The 24,585-nt window shown below is 62.6% G+C and carries 23 protein-coding genes; 10 read left to right on the plus strand and 13 right to left on the minus strand.

The features are described from left to right. The 10 genes from KVU_RS05140 to KVU_RS05185 all read right to left on the minus strand — a co-directional run bounded on the left by KVU_RS05140 (position 1) and on the right by KVU_RS05185 (position 11,077). Positions 1-1,599 carry an ABC transporter substrate-binding protein gene (locus KVU_RS05140; protein WP_236953045.1) on the minus strand — a complete coding sequence of 533 codons (1,599 nt, stop codon included), beginning with the start codon at positions 1,597-1,599 and terminating at the stop codon, positions 1-3. A 198-nt stretch (positions 1,600-1,797) separates the two neighbouring features. After that, positions 1,798-2,529, minus strand: coding sequence for an HAD family hydrolase (locus KVU_RS05145; protein ID WP_013384279.1), 732 nt, complete (start codon positions 2,527-2,529; stop codon positions 1,798-1,800). Continuing rightward, positions 2,526-3,584 carry a pyridoxal-phosphate-dependent aminotransferase family protein gene (locus KVU_RS05150; protein WP_014537724.1) on the minus strand — a complete coding sequence of 353 codons (1,059 nt, stop codon included), beginning with the start codon at positions 3,582-3,584 and terminating at the stop codon, positions 2,526-2,528. The genes KVU_RS05145 and KVU_RS05150 overlap by 4 nt, the downstream gene beginning before the upstream one ends. Further along, positions 3,581-4,354, minus strand: coding sequence for an ABC transporter ATP-binding protein (locus tag KVU_RS05155; RefSeq protein ID WP_013384280.1), 774 nt, complete (start codon positions 4,352-4,354; stop codon positions 3,581-3,583). The genes KVU_RS05150 and KVU_RS05155 overlap by 4 nt, the downstream gene beginning before the upstream one ends. Continuing rightward, positions 4,351-5,121, minus strand: coding sequence for an ABC transporter ATP-binding protein (locus KVU_RS05160; protein WP_013384281.1), 771 nt, complete (start codon positions 5,119-5,121; stop codon positions 4,351-4,353). Before KVU_RS05160 ends, KVU_RS05155 begins: the two co-directional genes overlap by 4 nt. Beyond that, entirely contained in the window at positions 5,118-5,927 is an 810-nt protein-coding gene (locus tag KVU_RS05165) for an ABC transporter permease (protein ID WP_013384282.1), read from the minus strand. The genes KVU_RS05160 and KVU_RS05165 overlap by 4 nt, the downstream gene beginning before the upstream one ends. Beyond that, positions 5,927-6,907: an ABC transporter permease gene (locus KVU_RS05170; protein ID WP_014537725.1), complete on the minus strand. Its 981-nt coding sequence runs from the start codon at positions 6,905-6,907 to the stop codon at positions 5,927-5,929. Before KVU_RS05170 ends, KVU_RS05165 begins: the two co-directional genes overlap by 1 nt. Next, positions 6,904-8,493, minus strand: coding sequence for an ABC transporter substrate-binding protein (locus KVU_RS05175; RefSeq protein ID WP_013384284.1), 1,590 nt, complete (start codon positions 8,491-8,493; stop codon positions 6,904-6,906). Before KVU_RS05175 ends, KVU_RS05170 begins: the two co-directional genes overlap by 4 nt. Positions 8,494-8,676: 183 nt before the next feature. Beyond that, positions 8,677-9,498 (minus strand): NADPH-dependent oxidoreductase, encoded by an 822-nt coding sequence (locus KVU_RS05180; protein WP_013384285.1) that lies wholly within the window; start codon positions 9,496-9,498, stop codon positions 8,677-8,679. Between the two features lie 58 nt (positions 9,499-9,556). Beyond that, positions 9,557-11,077: an MFS transporter gene (locus KVU_RS05185; protein ID WP_014537726.1), complete on the minus strand. Its 1,521-nt coding sequence runs from the start codon at positions 11,075-11,077 to the stop codon at positions 9,557-9,559. Between the two features lie 92 nt (positions 11,078-11,169). Here KVU_RS05185 and KVU_RS05190 point away from each other — a divergent pair, with 92 nt between their 5' ends. The 6 genes from KVU_RS05190 to KVU_RS05215 all read left to right on the plus strand — a co-directional run bounded on the left by KVU_RS05190 (position 11,170) and on the right by KVU_RS05215 (position 18,121). After that, the gene (locus KVU_RS05190) at positions 11,170-11,688 is read left to right on the plus strand and encodes a TetR/AcrR family transcriptional regulator (protein WP_013384287.1); all 519 of its coding nucleotides are present in this window, start codon (positions 11,170-11,172) and stop codon (positions 11,686-11,688) included. 64 nt (positions 11,689-11,752) lie between these two features. Next, a complete protein-coding gene (locus KVU_RS05195; RefSeq protein WP_013384288.1) occupies positions 11,753-13,567 on the plus strand; it encodes a sensor histidine kinase in 1,815 nt (604 codons plus the stop codon). Next, entirely contained in the window at positions 13,564-14,916 is a 1,353-nt protein-coding gene (locus tag KVU_RS05200; RefSeq protein WP_013384289.1) for a sigma-54-dependent transcriptional regulator, read from the plus strand. Before KVU_RS05195 ends, KVU_RS05200 begins: the two co-directional genes overlap by 4 nt. Positions 14,917-14,952: 36 nt before the next feature. Then, on the plus strand, positions 14,953-16,065 hold the full coding sequence (locus KVU_RS05205) for a tripartite tricarboxylate transporter substrate-binding protein (protein ID WP_014537727.1): 1,113 nt from the start codon (positions 14,953-14,955) through the stop codon (positions 16,063-16,065). A gap of 79 nt (positions 16,066-16,144) precedes the next feature. Further along, on the plus strand, positions 16,145-16,594 hold the full coding sequence (locus tag KVU_RS05210; RefSeq protein WP_013384291.1) for a tripartite tricarboxylate transporter TctB family protein: 450 nt from the start codon (positions 16,145-16,147) through the stop codon (positions 16,592-16,594). A 12-nt stretch (positions 16,595-16,606) separates the two neighbouring features. Next, positions 16,607-18,121: a tripartite tricarboxylate transporter permease gene (locus tag KVU_RS05215; protein WP_013384292.1), complete on the plus strand. Its 1,515-nt coding sequence runs from the start codon at positions 16,607-16,609 to the stop codon at positions 18,119-18,121. A 13-nt stretch (positions 18,122-18,134) separates the two neighbouring features. Here the strand turns inward: KVU_RS05215 and KVU_RS05220 are convergent, their stop codons facing one another. The 3 genes from KVU_RS05220 to KVU_RS05230 are packed head-to-tail and all read right to left on the minus strand — an operon-like array spanning position 18,135 to position 19,841. Then, positions 18,135-18,500 (minus strand): YigZ family protein, encoded by a 366-nt coding sequence (locus tag KVU_RS05220; protein ID WP_013384293.1) that lies wholly within the window; start codon positions 18,498-18,500, stop codon positions 18,135-18,137. Next, on the minus strand, positions 18,500-18,868 hold the full coding sequence (locus KVU_RS05225) for an MmcQ/YjbR family DNA-binding protein (RefSeq protein WP_013384294.1): 369 nt from the start codon (positions 18,866-18,868) through the stop codon (positions 18,500-18,502). Before KVU_RS05225 ends, KVU_RS05220 begins: the two co-directional genes overlap by 1 nt. A gap of 52 nt (positions 18,869-18,920) precedes the next feature. After that, positions 18,921-19,841 carry a LysR family transcriptional regulator gene (locus tag KVU_RS05230; protein WP_013384295.1) on the minus strand — a complete coding sequence of 307 codons (921 nt, stop codon included), beginning with the start codon at positions 19,839-19,841 and terminating at the stop codon, positions 18,921-18,923. 99 nt (positions 19,842-19,940) lie between these two features. On the opposite strand from KVU_RS05230, the gene KVU_RS05235 reads away from it, so the two are divergent. From KVU_RS05235 to KVU_RS05250, 4 genes are all read left to right on the plus strand, one after another. Further along, positions 19,941-21,116 carry a M20 aminoacylase family protein gene (locus KVU_RS05235; RefSeq protein ID WP_013384296.1) on the plus strand — a complete coding sequence of 392 codons (1,176 nt, stop codon included), beginning with the start codon at positions 19,941-19,943 and terminating at the stop codon, positions 21,114-21,116. 34 nt (positions 21,117-21,150) lie between these two features. Further along, complete coding sequence (locus KVU_RS05240) at positions 21,151-22,743, plus strand: ABC transporter substrate-binding protein (RefSeq protein WP_013384297.1); 1,593 nt, start codon at positions 21,151-21,153, stop codon at positions 22,741-22,743. A 66-nt stretch (positions 22,744-22,809) separates the two neighbouring features. Further along, positions 22,810-23,751 carry an ABC transporter permease gene (locus tag KVU_RS05245; RefSeq protein WP_013384298.1) on the plus strand — a complete coding sequence of 314 codons (942 nt, stop codon included), beginning with the start codon at positions 22,810-22,812 and terminating at the stop codon, positions 23,749-23,751. Further along, positions 23,751-24,584, plus strand: coding sequence for an ABC transporter permease (locus KVU_RS05250; protein ID WP_014537729.1), 834 nt, complete (start codon positions 23,751-23,753; stop codon positions 24,582-24,584). Before KVU_RS05245 ends, KVU_RS05250 begins: the two co-directional genes overlap by 1 nt. The last annotated feature ends 1 nt before the right edge of the window (position 24,585 follow it).

Raw genomic sequence — 24,585 nt, forward strand, 5'->3', positions numbered from 1 at the left:
TTACGGAGCCAGCCAGGTGCCGTGATAGCTGCCGATCTGGCCCGAGTTGTGGAAGATCACCCCGTTCACGCTGCTACGCGCGGCGACGAGCACTTGGTTATTCGCAATCGGCAACAGATAGGCGTTGTCGTTGATGATCTGCTGCGCCTCGCGGTAAGCAGCGGCGCGGGCGTCCTGATCTGCGCTGTGCAGGCCAGTTTCCAGCGCCGCATCCAGCGCGGGGTCATTCACAAAGCCCCAGTTCGTATTGCTGACCGCCCAAGTCTGCGTCGAGAAGAAGGCCCCGAACAACAGGTTCGGATCGCCTGCCGCCTGCGAGGTATCAACGATATCATATTCATTATTGTTGAAGATCTGATCCACTGACGCGAAATCCAGCACATCGCGGGTATATTCGACGCCAATCGCCTGCAGACCGGCCTGAATGCCTTGGGCGAACAGCTCGCGCTGCTGGTTGTTCCAGTTCACAGCCGACACATCGCGCAGCGCAAGGCGCACGCCGTCTTTCACACGAATGCCGTCCGCACCCGGCACCCAGCCCGCCTCGTCCAGCAGCGCCTGTGCGGCGGCGGCGTCAAAGCGCCAAGCGCCTTCGAATTCAGGGACATAGGCCCATGGAATGCCGGGCGTGATCGCGCCATAAGCGGGCGTTGCCGTGCCAAGGAAGACCGCCTGCACAAGGCCGGCGAAGTCGACACCGATACGCAACGCCTCGCGCACGCGCTGGTCGTCCAGCGGCGCTTTGCTTTGGTTCAGCCAAAACGACCACGGGATGCCCGGCTGTTCGGTGCGCAGCAATTGCAGCGCGCTGTTCGCCTCGATCGCGGGGACGGCGATGGCGGGGATGACGGTCGCGATATCGGCCTGACCGGATTCAACCGCGCCGACGCGCACCGCATCCTCGGCCAAAAAGCGCAGCTCGACCCCGTCCAGATAGGCCGGGCCCTCATGCGCGGCATCGGCGGGCGCCCAGTTATAATCGGGGTTGCGCTCCAGCGTCAGGCTTTGGCCGACAGCACGGGCCGCCACGCGGAACGGGCCCGAGCCTGCGGTGACACCGGGGCCACCCTCGCAACGCGCCTCTTTCGAGAATTCCGTCATTGAGGTGGGCGAGACGAGACCCAATTGCGGCTCGCTCAGGTCATGCAGCAGCGGGCTGTAGGGCTCAGACAGGGTCAGGGTCACGGTCGCGCCATCGGCGGCGACAGAGGCGACGGGCACGCCGCCTGCATTCTTGTCATCGACCCAGCGCTGCAGGTTGACGCGCACAGCCTCGGCATCCAGCGGGGTTGCGTCGTGAAAGATCACACCATCGCGGATCGTGAACGTATAGGTCAGCCCGTCTTCGGAAATCTCCCAAGCGCTGGCGATCCACGGATGGAACGTGCCATCGAGGTTCTTCGAGATCAGGCGATCATAGACATCCTGCATCGCCGTCTGGCTGTTGCGCGAGCTGCCCTCGTTCAGATCGAGGCAGAGCGGCTCGAATGTCGCGACGCGCAAAATCCCGCCGGCACTGGGCGCGTCCTGCGCCTGCGCACTGCCGGCCGCCACAAGCGCGGTCGCCAAAAGCAAAGTCGTTCGAGTGCCAAGACGCATGATATCCACCTGTTATTAGCCGCATATTCCGTGCAGCGCCGAAAATATCCCACCTTCATATGCGAGGCGGAATGCCCTGTCGATAAAGGCAGTCTGCCATCTTTTGTGCCGCATTTGGAAGAAAATGACTGCTTCAGGGTCGAAATCAGTTAAATTTTCCCTCACCCCATCTGAAATATACCAATATATATAATTATATCAGTTAATTAACATAGGTATTTCATCCAACTGATGAACCATATGGCGCGCCGCTTCGGGTTTTCGCGCCCGACGGTCTTCGGTGTAATAGATCGTCTGCAAACCAAGGCGCGCGGGCGCTGCGATATCCCAAATCGGGTCATCGCCGATCATCCATGTCTGATCGGCGGACAGGTCCAACTGCGCCAGCAGCAGCCGATAGGCGGCGGGCTCGGGCTTGCCGATGCCGACCTCTTCCTCGATCTGGATGGCATCGAAATAGCGCGCCAGATCAAAGCGCTGGATTTTGCCGCGTTGGCGTGCGCCAGATCCGTTGGTCAGCAGCGCCAGCCGCAGCCCGCGTTGCTGCAACAGGCCCAGCACATGATGCGCGCCGGGTTTGAGGGAAATCGTTTCTTCCAGATAACTTTCGAACCGGTCCGCAATACGGTCGGCGTCAACCCCATGCAGCGGTTCAGAGCCGCCAGGCCGTGCAAGGTTCAGGTGATGAAAGGCCGAGCGCACGACCTTGCGCCGCGTCGCATCGCCCTCAAGCCGCCACAGCTTGCGGCCTTCCTCGCGCGCCAAAAAGCTGAGGACTTTATCCAGCACGCCAGCCGTTACCCAGGCACTGTCATGCTCGCCCAAAGCCTCGGCATTTTCTGCGATGATCGCGAACCAGGTCTTGCCCGGCGTGCGATAAGCGGTCAGCAATGTGTCGTCGAGGTCAAAGATCACAGCGCGGGCATTCATCGCAAAGCCTCCAGCACCGCTGCGCGATCGACCGGTAAGCCAATCTTTAGGAACACATCACAAAGCACTGAAATATCGTGCTCAATCACCCAAGGCGTGGCGCGCGGGCCGGTGTGGTTCAGACGAATGATCCGATCGCCCGCGGGGCCAACCCCGGCCGATAGCGCCGTGTCCTTGGGGGCAAGGGCCAGCACATCAGCCGCGCTGATCCCATCGGGCAAAGCCACCGCTGTCACAAGGTTGGACGCCGCATCAGGCCGCACCCATGCGCGCCCTGTCAGCAGCAGGGCCGCGCGGCGCGCGCGATCAGCGGTATCGGCGTGCCGTGCAATGAGCGCCGCCGCCCCCTCATCCGCGACACGCGCCAGCGCCGCGTGCAAGGCGTGAAACTCGATCGCCGAGGGCGTGCCCGGCAGCGCGCCGCGCCCCCTATCCAGCCACAGCGCGCGCTGATCGGCCAGTGACAGGATCGACGGCGCCTCGCCCTGCGGCGCAACAGCGGCCCAGGCGCGATCTGACACGGCAATGGCCGAGGTGCCCGCCTGCCCGCCCAAGGATTTTTGCGGGCCGATCACCGCCAGATCAATGCCCCATTCGTCAACGCGCAACGCGTGCCCGCCGACCGAGGCCACCGCATCCACCACCACCAACGCGCCATGCGCACGCGCCAGCGCCGCGATATCGGGCAGCGGGTTCAGGATGCCATAGGCGCTTTCTGCATGGACCAGAGCCACCAGATCGAAATCGCCCTGCGCCAGCGCATCAGCCACCGCCGCAAGCGCAATCGGCTGGCCTGCCGCGGCCTGCAGATCCACCACATCCGCCCCCGCGCGGCGCAGCCAGCCACCAAACCACTGCCCATACATCGAGGTCACGATATTCAGCGCGCTGGCGCCCGGCCGCCCCAGTGACATCGCGCAAGCCTCTAGAGCCACCACCGCCTCGGCCTGGATCAGCAGCACGTCGTTTTGGGTGTGCAGAATCTGGGCGATCTGATCGGCAAGTGGCGCATAGCCATCCGCCGGAAAGGGCGGAATATCGGTCAGCGTGGTCATGGGATGGTCCCCTTTATAGATGGAACGGCGGCGATCAGGCGGCGCGCCATATCAGATTGCGGCGCGCGCAGCAGCGCCTCGGCGTCGGCCTCTTCGACGATACGACCCGCCTCCATCACTGCGATCCGGTGCGAGATGGCGCGCACGACCGCGATATCATGGCCGATAAACAGATAGGACAGGCCAAGACGCTTTTGCAGATCGACAAGCAGATCAAGCACTTGGCCGCGCACGCCTGCATCAAGCGCAGAGACCGCCTCGTCCAGAATGATCAGCTTTGGCCCGGTTGCAATGGCGCGCGCGATGGCCACGCGCTGACGCTGGCCGCCCGACAGATCGCGCAGCGGGCGATGGGCAAAATCGGCATCCAATCCCACCTGCGCCAACAGCTCGGCCATGCGCAGGCGGCGCGCGGGCGCAGCAAGCGGGGATTGCAGGCGCAGCGCCTCCGTAATCGCGCCGCCTGCTGTGGCGCGCGGGTGAAAGGCGGCGGCGGGGTCCTGAAACACCATTTGCAAGCGCCCGCGGGCGCGTCGCAGCGCCCCGCCGTGCAGCGCCAGCCAATCCTGCCCGTCAAATGTGACGCTGCCCTGATCTGCAGGCACCAGCCGCGCCAGCACCCGCGCGAGGGTTGATTTCCCGCAACCCGAAGGCCCGATCAGGCCCAAAGTTTCACCCGGCGCAATGGCCAGCGACACATCCGACAGTGCCAGAACGCCCCGCGCGCCGGTATAGGATTTCGTCAGACCGTTAACCGTCAGCAACGTCATACTGACACCCGACGCGGGCTGTTCAGGTCGATTGTCGCCGCCAACAGTGACCGTGTATACATCTGGGACGGATGATGGATCACCTGTTCCGCCGTGCCGATTTCGACCAACCGCGTCTGATGCAGCACCGCGATCCGCTGCCCAAGACTGCCCGCCAGCGCGATATCATGGGTGATGAACAGCAGCGCCATCTGGTTCTGGGCGCAAAGGCGGCGCAGCAGCGCGACAATCTCGGCCTGAACCAGCACGTCCAGCGCCGAGGTTGCCTCATCCGCGATCAGCAAGCGCGGCGCGGCGGCAATGGCCAACGCGATCGCGATGCGTTGGCGTTGCCCGCCGGAAAACTGATGCGGAAAGGCATGCCGCGCAAGCGCGGGTTGCGGCAATTGCACCTGTTCCAGCAGCGCAAGTGCCCGCGCTTGCCGCTGTGCGCGGGTGCCGCCCTGATGTGCCTTGATCACCTCATCCAGATGCGCCCCGATGGACAGCAGCGGGTTCAGACTGCCGCCCGGATCTTGGAAAACATAGCCGATATCGCGGCCAAGGCGCATCTGATCACCCTGCCAGTCCAAGGTGCCGCCTTGGGCGGTGCCCGCAGGCAACAGCCCCGCAATCGCGCGCGCCAAGGTCGATTTGCCCGAGCCGGATTCTCCGATCACGGCCAGGCGTTCCTGTGCGTGCAGTGACAGGGAAAGGCCCGACAGCGCGGGCGCGGCGCTGCGCGGATAGCGCACGGATAGGTCGCGGATGTCCAGCAGAACGCTCATCTTCTGACCTTTCCGGTGACGCGGTCGCTGATCGCCTCGCCTAGCAGATAGGTCGCGATGACCGTCACCACCAGCGCAAGGCCGGGGATGATCGACAGCCACGGCGCGGCGCGCAATTGGTTGCGCCCCTCGGCGATCATCCCGCCCCAAGTGACGACATTCGGATCGCCGAGGCCCAAAAATGACAGCGCGGATTCGGTCAAGATCGCCCCCGCGACAATCACCGCAGTCAGCGCCAACACCGGCGGCAATGCCAGCGGCATGATCTGGCGCAGGGCGATCTCGGCCGGATGCATCCCGATGACGCGCGCGGCGGCGACGAAATCCGCCTGTTTCAACGCCAAGACACGCGCCCGTGCCAGCCGCGCGGGGCTGGTCCATGCCCCGATGGCAATGGCCAGCACCAGCATCCCAAGGGACGGCCCGCTGACCGCGACAAAGGCCAGCGCAAGCAGAAATCCCGGAACGATCTGGAACGCCTCGACAACGCGCATCAGCACAGCCTCGACCCAGCCACCGGCGAAACCTGCGATGGTGCCGACCAGCATCCCTGCCGCAATCGCCACAATCGCCGCCGAGAGCCCGACGATGACGGATGTGCGGGCGCCGTGGATCACCCCCGCCAGCAAATCGCGGCCCAACCTGTCAGTGCCTAAAGGGTGATGTGCATCCTGAAACGGCAGTGTCAACGGGCGCGCTACAATCGCCAGCGGATCGCCCGGCGACAGCCAGGGCGCAAACAGCGCCGCGCCCAGCACGATCAGCAGCAACACCCCGCCAGCCATGGCACCAAAATCAAACCGCATCACCCCTCCTGCCTGACGCGCGGGTCGAGCAGCCCATAGGTTAGATCGACCAGCAGGTTCGCGATGATGACCATGACGGCAGAGACGACGATCACCCCCAGCAGCAACACCGTATCACGCCCCGCGACCGCCTCTTGCGCAAGACGGCCAAAGCCGGGGATGCCGAACACGCTTTCGATCACAACCGAGCCTCCCAGCATCGCCGCCGCTTGCAGCCCCAGCATCGTAATCAGCGGCATCAGCGCGTTGCGCGCAGCATGGTTCAGCACTTGGCGCCGATCTGACAGCCCGCGCGCCCGGGCGGCCAGCAGGTAATCCTGTGTCCAGGCCTCGGCCATGCCTGCCCGCATGATACGCAGAAACAGCGCCAGATAGATCATTCCCAGCGCAGAAACAGGCAGCGCAAGATGCCATGCGACATCCAGCGCGCGCGCCAAACCGGCCTTGCCCGAGGCAATCGTCTCGATCCCCGAGACCGGAAACCACCGCAGTTGCACCGCGAAAATCACCGACAGCACCAGCCCGAACCAGAAACTGGGCAGCGAATACAGCAGCAGCGAGCCGCCAGACAGCAGCCGGTCCAGCGCCGATCCGGGCCTGCGCCCTGCCAAAATGCCAAGGCCCGATCCAAACACAAACGACAGCGCCGTCGCACTGCCCATCAGCCATAATGTATTGGGCAGACGCTCAAGTATCACATCGGCAACGGGACGGTTCAGCGCTACCGACCAGCCCAGATTGCCCTGCGCCAGTTGCGACAGGGTAAACCACAGCCGCGCGACCAGCGGCTGGTCTAGGCCAAAGCGCGCGCGCATATCGGCAGCCAGGCCCGCATCACCGCCACCGATCGACGCCAGATAAGCGTCAACCGCATCCCCCTGCGCCTGATCGAGCAACAGAAACACCCCAACGACAACGATCAGCAGCACCGGAATGCTGCCGATCAGACGCTGTGCAATCCGTTTCAGCAAGAAGCTCATTCGGCCAAGGCGAAATCAGCCCAGTTCGACACGGCCCAACGCGGATTGGTCGCGATGTTTTGCAGCCGGTCGGATGCGACCGAGGTAAAGGACCAGTCGGCGACGTTGATCAGGGGCAGATCCTCGGTCACTTTTTGCTGGAACTGGTGATACAGATCAACCCGCGTCGCCGTATCCAGCGTCGTCAGCGCGGTATCGATCAGCGCGTCCAGATCGGCATTCTGATAGCCGCCTTGGTTCGAGAATGTGACCCCCGCAGGCAGACCCGACCGCACGAGGTTCGTCGTGGAAATCGCGGGATCTGCACGGAAAACCGGCGGCGCGACGGCAAGGTCAAAGGCGTGATCGGTATAAACGGCGCGCTGATGGCCCGCGCTGTCATTGGCGATGATCGTCGCCTCGATCCCGATGGCGGCAAGGGCTTGGCGCAGGTAATCGCCGAATTGGCGCGTCTCGTTGAAATAGGGCGCGGGCAGCAGGCGCAGTGCAAAGCGCACGCCATTCGCGCCAGCGGCAAAGCCCGCCTCGTCCAGCAGCGCATTGGCGGCGGCGACGTCGAAATCATAGGTGGTGACATCGGGCGTGTAGAAGGTCGGATCATTCGCAGGCACCGGGCCGGTCGCGGCGGCGGCATAGCCGAGGAAGATCGTATCGAGCACGAATTGCTTATCAATCGCATGGGCGATGGCGCGGCGCACTGAAAGGTTCGACAGATATTCGTTGCGGTGGTTGATCTCGACCACCAGTTGATAGGTAAGCGCCTCGTAACCTTTGGTGATCACCTGCAGGCCGGGCACCTGCCCGATCCGCGCCAGATCGACCAGCGGTACGGCAGAGAAGGCGGCCAATTGGATCTCATCCGCCTCGAGCGAGTTGGCGGCGGCGGCGCGGTCCGGCAGCACGCGGAAGACCAGCTCTTCGGTCACCGGCAAATCCGCCTGCCAGTAATTCGGATTGCGCCGCAGCAGGAAATATTCGCCGGGGCGATAGTCACCCCACGTATAAGGCCCCGTCCCGATCAGTGCACGGTTCGCCGGATTTTCGGCGATATCCGTGCCCTCGTAAATATGGCGCGGCAGCACCGAGGAGACCGTTGGCAGCGCCAGCGTGATCAGTTGCAGCGGCGTTGGCTGCGAGAAGATGAAGACAGAGGTGTGATCATCCGGCGTCTCGACACTTTCCAGATTGGCGAACAGGCTGCGGCCGATATTTTGCAGCGGCTTCCAAACCTCGAGCGCCGAAAACGCCACATCGGCCGAGGTAAAGGGCTGGCCGTCGTGCCATGTCACCCCCTCGCGCAAGGTGAAGGTGATCGACAGCCCGTCCTCGCTGCCCTCCCAGCCGGTGGCCAGCAGCGGGGTCAGGCCCTCGCCATCATAGGACGCCTCGGCCAAAGGCTCGATCACCTTCGAGGCGACAAAGAACACGCCATTCGAGGCGACAATCGCGGGGTTCAACTGGCGCGGCTCGCTATCGGCGGCGATGGTGATGCGCCCGCCTGCCTGCGCCCGTGCAAATTGCGGGGCCAGCGCCATCAGCGCGCCGGAACTGAGCAGGAAACCACGACGGGAAAGAGCGAAAGTCATAGCGACACCTCATATTGCGCGGCCCCGCGGGCGGCGGGGGTTCGCATCATAGTGGCACCGGCGCGGGCCCCGCTCAAGCCATTCATTCACGATCACGTCAGAACAGTGCGCCCCTGCTAAGACCTATGGCCCACGCAGGGGAATAGTGTTTGATTTCATCCCACTATGAGAAAAACCGCCGCGCTAGATCAGCGGCAGGCCAAGGTTTTGCAGCGCATCGCGCAGCCGTTCACGCCCCGATAGCGACCCGGGGCCTTTAACGCGCTGCACGGCAGTTGCCGACCATGGCAGATCGCCCCGGCCCTGCGCGCGTTGGAAATCGACCATCGCGGCATCATAGGCGGCGACGGCCGCCTGCTCTGGGGCGCTGTCATAGGTTTCATTGTGCAAAATCGTGGCCTGCGACAGGCGCGGCTTGATATCGGCGGGGCGCGCCGGATCGGGATAGCCGATGCTCATCCCCACCAGCGCGAAAGTGCCGGACGGCAGGCCCAGCTCAGCTGCGACGTCCTCGGGGTGATTGCGGATGCCGCCGATATAGACCAGCCCAAGGCCAAGCGCCTCAAGCGCGACGGCGGCGTTCTGCGCGGCCAGCGCGGCATCGACCACACCGACCGTATAGCTTTCAAGGTAGTCGGTGCCGTCGCTGGGTTGATCCTGTGTCGCCGCAATGCGGCGCAGACGCGACCAATCCACCAGCCAGATCAGAAAGACCGGCGCATCATTGATATGGCGCTGATTGCCGCAAAGCGCGGACAGGCGCGCGCGTTTGGCGGGGTCACGGACGGCCACCACGCTCCAGGCCTGCAAATTCGACGATGTCGATGCCGATTGCGCCGCTGCGATGGCTTGCAGCAGCACATCATCCTCGACCGCGCGATCACTATAGGCCCGGACCGAGCGATGCCCCATCAGCCGCGCTACCAAAGGATCAATCTGCGACAGAGGACTGCTTTGCGCATAACGCGCCTGCCAGATGTCTTGGGTATGCGTCAGCTTGGTCATTCTGTGGCTCCTGTTTGCGGGGGCAGGTTGCGCCGCCCCCGCACAAAGCGCAAGGTGTTCAGCCTGCGATATGATCCGGTTTGGGCGCCCGATAATGCGCCAGCAACACAAAGACGAGGCAGGCCAGCGCGCCGATCAGGGCCGCCGATGTGGTCAGCAGCACGGCATGTGTGTCCGTAAAGGCCGCTTTGGCCGCCGCAATCAGCGCCGTCCCATCCGCCATCTGCGCCGCAACAAGATAGCTGTCACCGATCGAGCGCATGGCCGCATCCGCCATATCGGGGGCAATCCCCTCGGGCAGGACGATCATGCGGGTGAAGATGCTGGACATGAACACCCCGAACAAGGTGATCCCAAGGCCGCTGCCCAGCTCATAGCTGGTCGCCTCTAGCGCGCCGGCAGCGCCGCCCTTTTCGGCCTCGACCGCGCCCATGATCGCGATGGACGAGGCCGTCAGCCCGATGCTAAGGGCAAGGCCCAGCAGCGCCAGCAGCATCGGCACCACCCAACCCGGATCGTGGAAATCAAGCTGCGCCAAAGTTGCCAGCGAGGCCGCCGATGAAAGCAGCGCCAGCGTGGCCACATTGCGCAGCCCGAACCGGTTGCTCAGATACCCCGCAACAGGCCCGCCGACGCCAGAGGCCAGCATGATCGGGATCATGAAAATCCCGGCCTGCAGCGGCGTGCGATCCAGCACATATTGCAGCTCTTGCGCCAGCGTCAGCTCGACCCCGGCCAGCGCGGATGTGGCGACCACGGCCATGATCATGCCCGCGACAATCGCCGGGCGCGACAGCAGCGACAGATCCAGCATAGGTTCCGGAGCGCGCAGTTGCTGGCGGGCAAACAGGCCCAGCATCAGCGCACCAAAGGCAAGGATCGCCAGCACGGTGCCGATGGATTGCTTGCCGCCAAAGCCCGCTTTGATACTGTAAACCACCGAAATCATGCCGATGATCAACAAGATCGCCTGACCAAATCGCCAAGCACCGGGGGTGCGCGCCTCGGCCCGTGGCAGCAGGGCATAGGCGACTGGCGCGACGATCAGCATCACCGGCAGGTTGATCAAAAAGACCGAGCCCCACCAGAAATGCGCCAGCAGCGCGCCGCCCACCAGCGGGCCGACAGCCGCGCCCGCCGCGCCGACCGTGCCCCACAGACCCAGTGCCATCGCGCGTTCCGCCGGGTCGTCAAAGGTTTTGCGGATCACCCCCAGCACACAGGGCATGATCATCGACCCGCCCAGCGCCAGCATCACCCGCGCCGCGATCAACATCGGCGCATTGGGTGCAAAAGCTGCAAGGGTCGAGGCCGCACCAAACACGACCAGCCCTGTCAGCAAGATGCGCCGCGTGCCGATGCGGTCCGCCAACGTGCCCATCGGCACCAGCAGACCCGCCATCATCAGCGGATAGATATCAATGATCCACAGCACCTGCGTATGCGACGCGCCCAGTGCCTGCGTCAGCGTGGGCACGGCGATGTGCAGAATTGTCATATCGATGACAACCGGCAAAAATGCCAGCATCACCGCAAGCAGAATAAACCAGCGTTTCGGATCGGATGGACGGGCAGACATAATACACCTATTGATTGCAAGCGGCTATATAAATACATACGTATGGATTTCAACTGAAATGTGTCACCACTACAGCTTTGACGGACTTTCGAATGGGTAGAAAACCAACCATCTCGCGCGAAGGCTTGCTGGATGTTGCGACTGAAATTTTACGCAATGACGGCGCGCGCGCCCTGACGATCGACGCGCTGGCAAAGGCGGCGGGGATATCAAAGGGCGGCGTGCAATATTCGTTCTCATCCAAAGATGATCTGATCCGCGCGCTGGTCAGCCGCTGGACCGAGCAGATCGACGCGCTGCTCGAGCTGGATCAACAGACCGACCCGGTGGCGCTGGTGCGCCGCTATATCCATACGATGCGCGCCTCGGAAAATGCGATGGACAGCAAGATGGCCGGCCTGCTGATCGCGTTCTATCAAGATCACCAGAACCTGCTGGACACCCGCGCGTGGTATATCAGCGTGCTGGCAAAGCTAGAGGGCGATAGCCCCGGCGCACGGGCCGCGCGGATCGCTTTCCTTGCGGTCGAGGGGCTGCTGATGCTGCGCGCCGTGGGGGTCGAGCCACCGTGGAACCAGCGGCTGGACGAGATCGAGGCAAGCTTGCCTTAAGGGCGCATTTCGGGTCATCCTCGCGCAAGCCCGCGCCGCAGTCACGATCTGGAGACCTGCCCTATTGCCCAATCGCCTGCGAAAACAGACCGTTATCCTGACCCTTGTCTCGGCGCTTGGGGTTGCGGCAGCGGTGGCGTCCTTTCGGGTGATGACGGATTTCTATCTGGAACAGACCGCCCAGCGCGCCGATAACACACTGGGTCTGGCGGTCACGGCGCTGAAAGGCCAGCTCGATCGCTATCGGCAATTGCCCGATCTGCTGGCCGCACAGCAGAATATCCAGATGCTGGCGGGCAATCCCGATGACCCCGTGCGCATCGCGCAGATGGATGCCTATCTCAAGACGACGGCCGAGGTGCTCGAGGCCTCGGACATCTATATCATGCGCACCGACGGCACGACGATCTCGGCCTCGAACTATGATCTGCCGACCAGTTTCGTGGGCGAGAATTTCGCCTATCGCCCCTATTTCATCGATGCCATCGGCACCGGGCGCGGGCAGTTTTTCGGCCTTGGCACCACCTCGCTGCGGCGCGGCTATTATTACAGCGCCGATATCCAGACCGATACCGGCACTGCGGGGGTCATCGCCCTCAAGGTCGATGTCGAGGCGATTGAAAGCGCGTGGCACGGCGCGGATTACGAGATCGTCGTGACCGATCCCAGTGGCATCGTCTTTATGTCGGGGCGGCCCGATTGGTTGTTCTCGGCCCTGCTGCCGCTGACGGATGAGCGGTTGGTGCGCACCCAAGCCACGCGGCGCTATGCCGATGCCGACCTGACCGAGCTGCCGCTGCTGCGGTCTGAAACCCGGCGCGGGCGCGCGCTGATGACGTTGGTGCGGTCGGGCCCGAATATCGAATATCTGGTCGCCAGCGAAGCTATGCCCGAGGCGGATTGGACGGTGCAAGTGCTGGTCGATACCGGCCCTGCCCGTTTGCAAGCCCGCGTGGCCGTGGCGATCACGCTATTGGCGTTCAGCCTGTCGGTCGCGGGTATGCTTTTGTGGCTGCAACGGCGCGCCGCCCTGCGCGAGCGGCAATCCCATCAACGCGAGGTGCAAGAGCAGCTTGAGCGGCGCGTGACCCAGCGCACCCAAGACCTCGCCGTGGTCAACGACCAACTGCAGCGCGAAGTGGCCGAGCGGCGCAGCACCGAGGTGCAATTGCGCAAAACCCAGACCGATCTGATCCAAGCCGCGAAACTCGCCGCGCTGGGCCAGATGTCGGCGGAGTTGTCGCATGAATTCAACCAACCGCTGGCTGCGCTGCGCTCGTTCATCGAAAGCGCGCAAACCCTGATCACGCGCGGGCGGATTGCGGATGCGGCGCAGTATTTGCAGCGCATTGACGGGCTGACCGAACGCATGACGGCGATCAGTCGCCACCTGTCCAGCTTTGCCCGCAAACCGGGCGAGCAGTTGACCGATGTTCCCCTGGCCGAAGTGATCACCGACGCGCTGGCCCTGTTGGATTGGCGTATCCGCGCGGATGGGGTCGAGATTGTGCAAGATGTGCCCCCGCTGACCGTGCATGGCGGGCGGGTGCGGCTGCAACAAGTGTTGGTCAACGTGATCGCCAATGCGCTGGACGCGATGGAGGATCGCCCCACCCGCAGGCTGACCATCCGTGCCGAGGCGAGCGGCGATCAGATCCGCCTTACGCTGCGCGATACCGGCATCGGCGTGCCCGACACGATCCGCGCGCGCATTTTCGATCCGTTCTTTTCCACCAAGGGCGTCGGTCGGGGCTTGGGCCTTGGGCTGTCGATCTCGTATAATATCATCAAGGATTTCGGCGGCGAATTGGCAATTGCCACTATCGATGGCGGCGCCGAGGTCACCATTTGGCTGAAACAACATATCGGGGGCCAATGACACAGATACAGGTTCTGTTGATCGACGACGACGATCACATGCGCGAGGCGACCGCCCTCGCCCTGCAGCTGGCCGATTTTGACGTGCGCGCCCTGCCCAGCGCGGACGAGGCGCTGCATCTGGTCGGCTTTGGCTTTAAGGGGATCGTCGTCAGCGATATCCGCATGTCCGGCATGGACGGGCTGACGCTGATGAACCGTATCCATGATCTTGACCGCGATATTCCCGTAATCCTTGTGACCGGCCATGGCGATGTGCAACTGGCCGTGCGCGCCATGCAAGAGGGCGCCTATGACTTCGTCGAAAAGCCATTCACCAATTCGCATCTGGCCGATGTGGTGAAATGGGCCTGTGACAGGCGCGCTCTTGTGCTGGAAAACCGGCTGCTGCGCGCGGCGGCGGGTCATCCCGATGATATCGAACAGCGGCTGATCGGCCGCTCACCCGCGATGATTGCCCTGCGCGACAAGATCCGCGCCGTCGGCCCGACCGAGGCCGATGTGCTGATCATGGGCGAGACCGGCACCGGCAAAGAGGTCACCGCCCGCGCCCTGCATGATATGTCACCGCGCGCAGACAAGCCCTTTATCGCGATCAACTGCGCCGCGCTGCCGTCGATGTTGATCGAAAGCGAGCTGTTCGGGCATGAGGCAGGCGCCTTCCCCGGCGCGATGCGCGCGCGCTTTGGTAAATTTGAGCTGGCGCGCGGCGGCACGATCTTGCTGGACGAGATCGGGGCCATGCCCCTCGAGGTGCAGGCCAAACTGCTGCGCGTCATCCAAGAACGCGCGACGACCCGTCTGGGCACCAATGATTCCATGCCGCTGAACGCGCGCTTTATCGCAACCAGCAAAGAGAACCTTGAAGACGAAGTCGCCGCTGGCCGGTTCCGTGCCGATCTGCTCTATCGGTTGAATGTCGTGACCCTGCGCGTCCCAGCCCTGTCGGAACGGCGCGAGGATATCGCGCTGCTGTTCCTGAAGCTCGCGCAAGAGGCCGCCTTGCGCTATCGCCTTGATCCGGTTGATGTCCCCGCGCAAATCACCACCGCGATCACCGACCGCGACTGGCCCGGCAATGTGCGCGAACTGCGCAATGCTGCCGACCGCTTTGGCATGGGCCTTGGCATCGGCTTCGACAATGCCGCACCCGATGCGGGATCTGGCCTTTTGGCCGATAAGATGGCCGCGTTTGAACGCACGACGATCGCAAACGCGCTGGTCGCGCATGGCGGCAATCTGAAATCGGTTTATGAATCGCTCGGCCTGTCGCGCAAGGCGCTGTATCTGAAGATCCGCCGCTATGGGCTGGATCGGCGCGAATACAGCTTTGACGAAAGCGACAGCTAGTTTGTGTCACGCGTGACACATGGCAGGCGGGGGTTTGTGCCGCCGCTGACACATGCGCTTGCCCGTGGCGCATTTTTTCCGCGCCGCGCGCGTCATGGCAGGTTGTCAGCCGCCCTCTCGCATCGGTTCATCAGCACTGGCTTGGAGGAGCTAGACGCCAGTTCTGAGGAGGACATCATGCGTAAATCAATTTCTGCGATCGCGATGACTGCGGCTGCCATTGCCGTGCCCGCGATGGCCTTTGCCTATCCGACGCAGCCCATTACCATCGTCGTGCCATTCTCGGCCGGTGGGCCCACCGATACGGTGACGCGTCTTGTCGCCCAGTCCATGAGTGCCGAGCTTGGCCAGAACATCGTTGTCGAGAATGTCGGCGGCGCAGGTGGCACCTTGGGCGCGGCGCGCGTCGCGCAGGCAAGGAACGACGGCTATACGCTGCTGCTGCACCATATCGGCATGTCGACCGCGCCGTCGCTGTATCCAAACCTGCCGTTCGATCCGACCACTGACTTTGAATATGTCGGCCTTGTGACCGAGGTGCCGATGGTGATCGCCGCGCGTCCCTCGCTAGAGCATGAAACGCTGGCCGATGTCATCGCATGGGTGCAGGCCGAGGGCGAAGGCGTGCTCTATGCCAATGCCGGTATGGGCGCGGCCAGCCATCTGTGCGGCCTGCTGTTCATGGAGGCGATCGGCACCCAGATGACCGTGATCCCCTATCAGGGCACTGGCCCTGCGATCACCGATCTGATGGGCGGTCAGGTCGACCTGCTCTGCGACCAGACCACCAATACGACCAACCAGATCCGCGACGGCTCGATCAAGGCCTATGCCGTGACGGTGCCCGACCGCCTTGACAGCCTGCCTGACCTGCCGACCCCGGCCGAGGCTGGCCTGCCGGACTTTTCGGTTTCGATCTGGCACGGGCTTTATGCGCCCTCGGGCACCTCGCCCGAGATTGTCGCCCGCCTGACCGAGGCGCTGCAAATCGCGCTGGCGGATGAAAACGTCATCGCCCGCTTTGCCGATCTGGGCACCGCGCCTTCGCCCGCAAGCGATGCGACCCCCGAGGCGCTGCAAGCCAAGGTCGTCTCTGAGATCGCATTGTGGGGTCCGGTGATCGAGGCTGCTGGCGAATTCGCCAACTAAACGAGCCCTATGGGAAAGGCGCGCTGCCTTTCCCATTTTTTCAACATTATTGGGCGCTTGCCGCCCGTTTAGGTGTGTCATGCTGTCACGCGATTATAGGGACATCGTCGGCGGTGCCCTGCTGATAGTCGTCGGCCTTAGCTTTGCGGGTTATGCCGCGACCCATTACCCGCTGGGCACCATCGCCCGCATGGGGCCGGGAATGTTCCCGACCTGTTTGGGTGTGATCCTTGCCATTTTCGGCGTTTTGCAGGCGGTGCCTGCCTTTTTCCGCACCGGCAAAATGCCCGAGATCCGCATCTGGTCGCCGATCTTTGTCCTTGGCGGTGTTGCGGCCTTTGCCGCGCTGATCTTTCCGTTCGGCCTGATCCCGGCGATCATCGCACTCGTGGTGATCTCGTCCTGCGCCGAGTTGAAGATCTATCCCGTCTCTCTGGTGATCAGCATTGTTTTTCTATGCGTCATGTCGTGGCTGATCTTCCGCGTTGGGCTGAATGTGCCCATCGCCATGCTGCGCTGGCCGTTCTGAGGGGGATGACAGATGGATATGCTTTCCAATATCGCCCTTGGGCTGGACACCGCGCTGACATGGCAGAACCTGCTGTATTGTTTCATCGGTGTCTTTCTGGGCACGCTGGTCGGCGTGATCCCCGGCATCGGGCATCTGGCCGCGATGTCGATGCTGTTCCCGCTGACCTTCTACCTTGATCCGACCACCGCGCTGATCATGCTGGCGGGCATCTGGTATGGGTCGAGCTATGGCGGCAATACCGCCTCGATCCTGCTGAATATTCCCGGCTCTCCGGCCAATGCGGTGACCTGTCTTGACGGCTATCCGATGGCGCGTCAGGGGCGCGGCGGCGTCGCGCTTTTCATGACGACGATTGCCTCGTTCATCGGCGGCTCAATCGGGATCATCCTGCTGATGATGTTCGCGCCGGTCATCGCATCCTATGCGTTGCAATTTGGATCAGCGGAATATTTCGCACTGATGGTGTTGGGGTTGGTGGCCGCATCGACCATATCGGACGGATCGGCGGTCAAGGGCCTCGCGATGGTGACGCTGGGCATTATGTTTGGCTGCGTCGGATCGGATATCTATACCGGTATGCCGCGCTTTGACTTTGGCCAGCTGGAGCTGACCGATGCCATCAACCTTGTGGCGCTGGCGATGGGTATCTTTGGCGTGGCCGAGATTATCGCCTCCGTGCGCCGCATCAAAAAGGGCGATATCGACCCCGAAAGCGTCAAGCTGCGGGCGATGAAACCCACGCGCGAGGATGTAAAACGGTCCTGGGGTGCGATGGGGCGCGGATCGGCGATCGGCTCGTTCTTTGGCACCCTGCCCGGCACCGGCCCGTCTGTTGCCGCCTTTATGGCCTATGCGGTGGAAAAGAAGTCGTCGAAAAACCCCGAGGAATTCGGCAAGGGCCGGATCGAGGGCATCATGGCCCCCGAATCCGCCAATAATGCCGCCGATCAGACCAGTTTCATCCCGACCCTGTCGCTGGGCATCCCCGGCAGCCCGACCATGGCGCTGATGCTGGGCGCGCTGATGATCCACGGTATCTCGCCGGGGCCGAGCCTTGTGGCCGAGCAGCCCTCGCTGTTTTGGGGCCTGATCATGAGCTTCTGGATCGGAAATCTGATGCTGCTGGTGCTGAACATTCCGCTGATCGGGGTCTGGGTGCGGATGCTGATGATCCCCTATCACCTGCTCTATCCGGCGGTGCTGATGTTCATCTGTATCGGCGTCTATACGGTCAGCAATTCGGCCTTTGATGTCTGGCTGGTGCTGTTCTTTGGCGCGCTGGGCTATGTCATGCGCATCTTTGACTGGCCGGGCGCGCCGCTGCTGCTGGGCTTTGTGCTGGGCCCGCTGATGGAAGAGCATTTCCGCCGCGCCATGTTGATGTCGCGCGGCAATTTCGGCACCTTCATCGACCGGCCGATTTCCGCCACGGTGCTGGCGATTACCGCGATCTTGCTGCTGTGGACGATGTATTCGGCCCTGTCGGGGCGGCGCAAGAAACGCCTGTCAGCACTGGTGGAATGAAATGCGGCGGCCTTTAGGGGCCGCCGTTTTCATTTAGGTCTTGCAGATAGATCCGCACCGCCTCTTGCACATGGCGAAAGCGGTCGCCGCCCAGATGTTTGCCGCCGAACCAGCGGGTGACGACGACGATATGGTTTTGCAGCCCCTCGCGCTCCAGCATCCGCAAGATGACCATACCCGCGCCTGCCTCGCCGTCGTCATTCTTGATGGGCGCACCCTCTAGCAGCAGCCCCCAGGTGTTATGGGTTGCCTTGGAGAATTTCTTGTTCTTTTTCAACTCTTTGATAAAGGCCTTGGCCGCATCCTCGCTGGCGCAAGGCCCGCCCGCCACCGCGTATTTCGAGCCGCGATCCGCAATCACGCCATCCAGAATCCGCATCAGCCTGGCGCCAAGGGCGGGCGCTGGGCCTTTGGCAGGCTCTGCCAGATCAGCGTATAGGCCTCGTCCAGCAGGAAGCGCAGCAGATCCGCATCCACCCCGGGCCCCGCCGTCACCGTGATCCAATGCTGTTTGTTCATGTGATAACCGGGGATGATGCTGGGGTGAATATCGCGCAGGAAACGAGACCGCTCGGGGTCGCATTTCAGCGTCACCGCAGGCGCGCCCTGATAGGTCATGGTCATGCAGAACATCTTGTCCCGCAGCTTGAACACATCCGCGCCGGGGCCAAAGGGCTGCGTCATCGCAACGCCCAGCTTTGCCCCCGCATGTTCAAATGTCACCGCATGTAGATCAATGCTTTGCATCACCCCCCCCTTTTTCCATCTCATCTACCCCAGTGCGGCGCGCCTGAAAACCCTAGGGCACCGGCGGCATACGGCTGACATGATCAAGACTGAGGCGCATAATCTCGTCCTTTAGCGCATTTGCGGCGGGGCTGAGATAGCTGTCGGCGCGGCGCAGCAGGCCGAATTTTCGGGTCAGCCCGCGCACTTCCTCGCATTCGATGATCTGCGTCTCGCCGGAATTGAGGGTGGCGGCGTTCAGCATGGGCGCAAAGGTCAGCAACTCGGTGCCCGACACCAGCGCCACCAGCAACGTGGTCGAGGCCGCCTCGTGGATCACTTCGGGCAACGCATGGCCATTATCGGCGCAAAGCTTGGCCAGCAAATCGAATTGCCCGCCGGCGGTGGCGTTCGTCAGCGCCCAATCTTGCGACAGCACCTGATCCAATGTGGCGCGCTGACCCAATGGATGCCCCGCGCGGCCCAGCACGCGATGCGCGACATCGAACCATGGCTCGACCACCACATTCGCGGCCGCATGCACGCCTTGCAACAGCACAACCGCGAAATCGACGCGACCGTCCGCCACCGCGGCCAGCGATGTGCGGGTAAAAGCTGGTTCTACGCGCAGGCTGATATTTGGAAACTGCCTATTAAATGTGCGGTATGCCTTAGAAAGTATCAACTGCCCCAGAACCGGTGACAGCGCGACCGACACGCGGCCCCGTTCTTGCCCGGCCATTTGGCGCATCTCCATCTCGGCATATTCCAACTCGCGGAACACAACGCGGCTGCGCAGCAACAGGCGCGATCCGGCCTCGGTCAAGATCGCGCCTGCATTGCCACGATCTAGCAATTTCAAGCCTGTAGCCCCCTCCAACTCGCGCAGGGCCTTGGTCAACGCTGGCTGGCTCAGGTGCATTTCACGGGCCGCTGCGCGGATGCCGCCAAGGCGCGCCACCGCATCCAACGCGCGCAGTTGATGAAGCTTCATGAAAACCTCTGGTTATCGGGATAGCTGCCTATTGTCTTGCCGCAATTTTTTACGGTGTCTACCCAAATTCTTCAGATGCAAGACCAGAAGGAGCACCACATGGACAACGGCCAACAACGTTTCGCACCTTATGCTACGGCAATGGTGCCGGTGCGCCAGCAGATTCACGCGAATCCTGAACTTGCGTTCGAGGAATTCGAGACCGCCGCCCTTGTGGCCAAGATGCTGGGCGAATGGGGTTACGAGGTGACAACCGGCATTGGTGGCACAGGTGTTGTTGGCACCTTGCGCGCGGGCAGCGGCAATACGGCAATCGGCCTGCGCGCTGATATGGATGCGCTGCCGATCGTTGAAGCGACCGGCCTGCCCTATGCCAGCCAAGTGCCCGGCAAGATGCATGCCTGCGGCCATGATGGCCACACCGCGATGCTGCTGGGCGCTGCGAAATATCTGGCCGAGACGCGCAACTTCTCGGGCGTCGTGAACCTGATCTTCCAACCGGCCGAGGAAGGCAAAGCAGGCGCGAAAGCGATGATCGAGGATGGCTTGTTCGAGCGCTTCCCCTGCGAGGCCGTCTACGGCATCCACAACGGCCCCGGCACGCCGGTTGGCGAGCTGACCTTTGCCCCCGGCCCGTTTGCCGCCGCAAACGACCGTCTGGATGTGGTGATCGAAGGCAAAGGCGGCCATGCGGCCCAGCCCGACACCACCTTTGACCCGATTGTCGCGGGCAGCGCGGTCGTGCAGGCGCTGCAATCGGTCGTCTCCCGCAACGTCCATCCGCTGGATTCGGCGGTCGTCTCAGTTGCCATGTTCCGCGCGGGCGAGACGTTCAACGTCATTCCCCAAAAGGCCGAGATGAAACTGTCGCTGCGCACCCACACCCCCGCCGTGCGCGCGCTGGTGAATGCCCGCGTGCGCAAGCTGATCACCGATGTCGCGGATGCTTATAACTGCACCGCCACCGTCATCGCCGCGCCGAACCCCTATCCGCCGCTGATCAACGACGCCGAGGCGACCGAGCACGGCCGCACCGCCGCTGTCGCAGCATTGGGCGAGGCGAACGTCAAGCGCGCCGCCCGTCCGATGATGGGTTCGGAAGATTTCTCGTTCATGCTGGAAAAGAACAAGGGCGCCTATTTCTTCATGGGCAACGGCACCGAAGGCCCCAACGGCATCGCCGTTCACAACCCCGGCTATGACTTTAACGATGCAGCGCTGCTGCCCGGTATCGCCTTTTGGGCGACGCTGGTCGAGCAAGAGCTGAAAGCCTGAAAAACCATAACAAACGACCAACATCGAGGTTCCAATGACACAAACAAGACGTGACTTCCTGCGCAGCTCTGCGCTTTTGTCGGCCGCTTTTGCAATGCCGTGGCAGGCTGCTATGGCTCAGACCGGCACCCGCGCCCCCGTGTTCAAATGGGTACCGCATGCCGATCTGTCGGTCGTCGATCCGATGTATTCGACCGCGCTGATCACGCAGCTTTACTCGCTGCTGACCTTTGACACGCTGTTTGGTCTGGACGAGAACTACGAGGCGCAGCCGCAGATGGCTGAAAGCCATAGCGTCGAGAACGACGGGCTGCAGCACACGATCACGCTGCGCGACGGGCTAAAGTTCCACAACGGCGATGCGGTGACGGCGGCGGATTGCGTGGCCTCGATCGAGCGCTGGTTCGTGCGCGGTGGCACGGCGACCTCGCTGGCGGCAGCTGTCGATAGCGTGACGGTCGTGGATGACAAGACCTTTGTCTTCGCGCTGAACACGCCGTTCCCGCTGCTGCCCGCGCTACTGGCCCGTCCGCAAAACGGCTGCACCATCATGCCCGCGTCCGAGGCCGCCTCTGCTGACCGCATTGATCGCCCGACCGGCAGCGGCCCCTATAAAATGGTCTGGGACGAATGGGTGCAGGGCGCCAAGGTCGTCTTTGCCCGCTTCGAGGATTACGTCCCGCGCGAAGGCGGCGAGGCCGTGTTCACCGCCGGCGCCAAGATCGCCATGGTCGACCGTATCGAATGGCTGGTCATCCCCGATGCCGCCACTGCGGTCGCGGCCTTGCAGGCCGGCGAGGTCGACGGGATCGAGGGCGTGTCGCTGGACTTTGCCCCGATCTTGCAAATGATGCCGGGCTTTACCCTCTATCGTAATGCCATGCCGCAAATGGGTGTGCTGCGTTTCAACCAACTGCATGCGCCGTTCAACGATATCCGTGTGCGCCAAGCGGTGCAGATGGCCGTCAGCCAGCAAGACTTCATGTATGCTTTGGCCGGTGCGGAAAACGCCGACTATCTGGATGTGCATACCGGTGCCTTTGTGCCCGGCACACCGATGGCCAGCGACCGTGGCATGGCGGCTTTGGACGGCCCCCGCGATCTGGAAGCCGCAAAAGCGCTGCTGCGCGAGGCCGGTGCCTATGGCGCGACGATCACACTGATCGATTCCGTCTCGATCGCCTCGCTGCATTCGATGGCGCTGATCGGTGCGGATCTGCTGCGCCGTCTGGACTTTGACGTCAAGGTCGAGACGCTGGACTGGGGTGCATCGCTGCAAAAACGCGAAGTGCGCGTCGCGCCGAGCGAAGGCGGCTGGAACGTGTTCTTCACCATCATCTCGGGCACCAACAACCTTGACCCGATCGGTCAGCTGGCCATCCGTGGTCGCGGTGAAGCAGGCTGGTTCGGCTGGCCGACATCCGAGCGGATCGAAGAGCTGTATGCCCAATGGATGGCCGCCGCGACGCAAGACGAGCGGATCGAGATTGCCGCTCAGATGCAGGAACAGATGTTCGTCGACGTGCCCTATATCCCGCTTGGTTGCATCTATGGCGTCACCGCCGTGACCGACAAATGGACCGGCGTGCAGACGAATATGCCGACCTTCTACACTTTGCGCGGCTAAACCGCCCTATCCGCTGGCCCGCAACGCAATGCGGGCCAGCATCACCCTTCTTTTTCGCAGGGCGAGATGACAAGCTATATCCTGAAACGACTGATATCGACCATTCCGGTCATGGCGCTGATCGCGATCTTTGCCTTTGCCGTGCTGCGTCTGGCGCCGGGTGATCCGGCGATCATGATCGCGGGCGACAATGCAACGCCCGATATGATCGCCGCAATCCGCAGTGACCTTGGCCTTGACCAGCCTTTCATTCCCCAGTTCGTCACCTGGGTGGGTGGCTTGCTGCGCGGTGATCTTGGCCTGTCGATGTATACACGCCAGCCCGTGGCCGAGATGATCTTCCAACGCCTTGCGCCCACCTTTTCGCTGATGCTGCTGACGCTGATCATTTCGGTGCTCTTTGGCATCGTACTGGGCGTGATTTCCGCCTGGCGCCAGAATAAGCTGACCGATCAGGCGATCATGGTCGTCATGGTGCTGCTGTTCTCGGTGCCGAACTTTGTGGTCGCCTATGTGCTGACATGGTTCATCAGCCTGAAACTGGGCTGGCTACCGGTGCAAGGCTATACGCCGCTGTCGGACGGCTTCTGGGCCTCGGTGCGCAGCCTGACGTTGCCTGCACTTGCGCTATCGTCGGTCTATATCGCGCTGATTGGTCGGATCACCCGCTCGTCCATCCTCGAGAACCTGCGCCTTGATTTCGTGCGCACCGCCCGCGCCAAGGGCGTGTCCGAGGGCGTAGTTCTGTTCCGCCACACGCTGAAAAACGCGGCTGTGCCGATCGTCACGATCATCGGCAGCGGTGTCGGCGTATTAATGAGCGGATCGGTCGTCACCGAGAACGTCTTTGCCATTCCGGGCCTTGGCCGCCTGACGGTCGATTCCGTCTTGCGCCATGATTACCCCGTTATTCAAGGTGTTATCCTGCTGTTCGGCGCACTTTATGTGCTGGTGAACCTTGCGGTTGATATCGCCTACACTTTCTTCGACCCAAGGATCAAATACTGATGGCCGGGTTTCTCTCTGTCTTTCGGGGTAATCTGACCCTGACAATCGGAACGATCATGCTGCTGCTGATCGTGCTGATGGCGATCTTCGCGCCTTTCCTTGGCACGGTTGATCCCTCATTGATCCGCGCGGAAATGCGCGGCGCGAACCCCTCGGCCGAACATTGGCTGGGCGGCGATATGCTGGGCCGCGATATCTATTCGCGGGCGATCTATGGCGCGCGTGTCTCGCTGATCGTCGGCTTTGGCGTGGCGTTTCTGTCGACCGTCGTCGGCGTCGCGCTGGGACTGATCGCGGGCTTTGTCCGCTGGGCTGATCCGCTGATCATGCGCGTGATGGACGGGTTGATGGCCATTCCGACCATTCTGATCGCCATCGCCATGATCGCGGTTGCGGGCGTCTCGCTAACCAATGTCATCATCTCGATCACGCTGGCCGAAGTGCCGCGCCTTGTCCGCCTTGTGCGCGCCTCGGTACTGTCGCTGCGTGAACAGCCCTATGTCGAGGTGGCCGCCGCATCGGGTGCCAGCAAGACGCGGATCATCTTCAAACACCTGCTGCCGAACGCCACCGCGCCGATCATCGTCACCGTGACCTATCAGATCGCGCTGGCGATCCTGTTCGAGGCGGGCCTGTCGTTCCTGGGTGTCGGCATCCCGCCGACCACGCCGACCTGGGGCAATATGATGTCCGAGGGGCGCGCCCTGTGGCTGGTGAAACCGCATCTGGTGATGATCCCCGCCGTATTCCTGAGTGTGACCATCCTTGCCATCAACCTGATCGGTGACGGCTTGCGCGACACATTCGATCCGCGCATGAAGAAGAGGGCCTGAT

Source organism: Ketogulonicigenium vulgare WSH-001 (genome assembly GCF_000223375.1).
Lineage (GTDB): Bacteria > Pseudomonadota > Alphaproteobacteria > Rhodobacterales > Rhodobacteraceae > Ketogulonicigenium > Ketogulonicigenium vulgare.

Coding starts and splice junctions, on each gene's coding strand:
- KVU_RS05175 (WP_013384284.1), bottom strand. CDS start 8,493: ATGACTTTCGCTCTTTCCCGTCGTGGTTTCCTGCTCAGTTCCGGCGCG.
- KVU_RS05240 (WP_013384297.1), top strand. CDS start 21,151: ATGACACAAACAAGACGTGACTTCCTGCGCAGCTCTGCGCTTTTGTCG.
- KVU_RS05150 (WP_014537724.1), bottom strand. CDS start 3,584: ATGACCACGCTGACCGATATTCCGCCCTTTCCGGCGGATGGCTATGCG.
- KVU_RS05145 (WP_013384279.1), bottom strand. CDS start 2,529: ATGAATGCCCGCGCTGTGATCTTTGACCTCGACGACACATTGCTGACC.
- KVU_RS05250 (WP_014537729.1), top strand. CDS start 23,751: ATGGCCGGGTTTCTCTCTGTCTTTCGGGGTAATCTGACCCTGACAATC.
- KVU_RS05170 (WP_014537725.1), bottom strand. CDS start 6,907: ATGAGCTTCTTGCTGAAACGGATTGCACAGCGTCTGATCGGCAGCATT.
- KVU_RS05220 (WP_013384293.1), bottom strand. CDS start 18,500: ATGCGGATTCTGGATGGCGTGATTGCGGATCGCGGCTCGAAATACGCG.
- KVU_RS05190 (WP_013384287.1), top strand. CDS start 11,170: ATGGGTAGAAAACCAACCATCTCGCGCGAAGGCTTGCTGGATGTTGCG.
- KVU_RS05230 (WP_013384295.1), bottom strand. CDS start 19,841: ATGAAGCTTCATCAACTGCGCGCGTTGGATGCGGTGGCGCGCCTTGGC.
- KVU_RS05140 (WP_236953045.1), bottom strand. CDS start 1,599: ATGCGTCTTGGCACTCGAACGACTTTGCTTTTGGCGACCGCGCTTGTG.
- KVU_RS05235 (WP_013384296.1), top strand. CDS start 19,941: ATGGACAACGGCCAACAACGTTTCGCACCTTATGCTACGGCAATGGTG.
- KVU_RS05160 (WP_013384281.1), bottom strand. CDS start 5,121: ATGAGCGTTCTGCTGGACATCCGCGACCTATCCGTGCGCTATCCGCGC.
- KVU_RS05210 (WP_013384291.1), top strand. CDS start 16,145: ATGCTGTCACGCGATTATAGGGACATCGTCGGCGGTGCCCTGCTGATA.
- KVU_RS05155 (WP_013384280.1), bottom strand. CDS start 4,354: ATGACGTTGCTGACGGTTAACGGTCTGACGAAATCCTATACCGGCGCG.
- KVU_RS05245 (WP_013384298.1), top strand. CDS start 22,810: ATGACAAGCTATATCCTGAAACGACTGATATCGACCATTCCGGTCATG.
- KVU_RS05225 (WP_013384294.1), bottom strand. CDS start 18,868: ATGCAAAGCATTGATCTACATGCGGTGACATTTGAACATGCGGGGGCA.
- KVU_RS05165 (WP_013384282.1), bottom strand. CDS start 5,927: ATGCGGTTTGATTTTGGTGCCATGGCTGGCGGGGTGTTGCTGCTGATC.
- KVU_RS05215 (WP_013384292.1), top strand. CDS start 16,607: ATGGATATGCTTTCCAATATCGCCCTTGGGCTGGACACCGCGCTGACA.
- KVU_RS05180 (WP_013384285.1), bottom strand. CDS start 9,498: ATGACCAAGCTGACGCATACCCAAGACATCTGGCAGGCGCGTTATGCG.
- KVU_RS05185 (WP_014537726.1), bottom strand. CDS start 11,077: ATGTCTGCCCGTCCATCCGATCCGAAACGCTGGTTTATTCTGCTTGCG.
- KVU_RS05200 (WP_013384289.1), top strand. CDS start 13,564: ATGACACAGATACAGGTTCTGTTGATCGACGACGACGATCACATGCGC.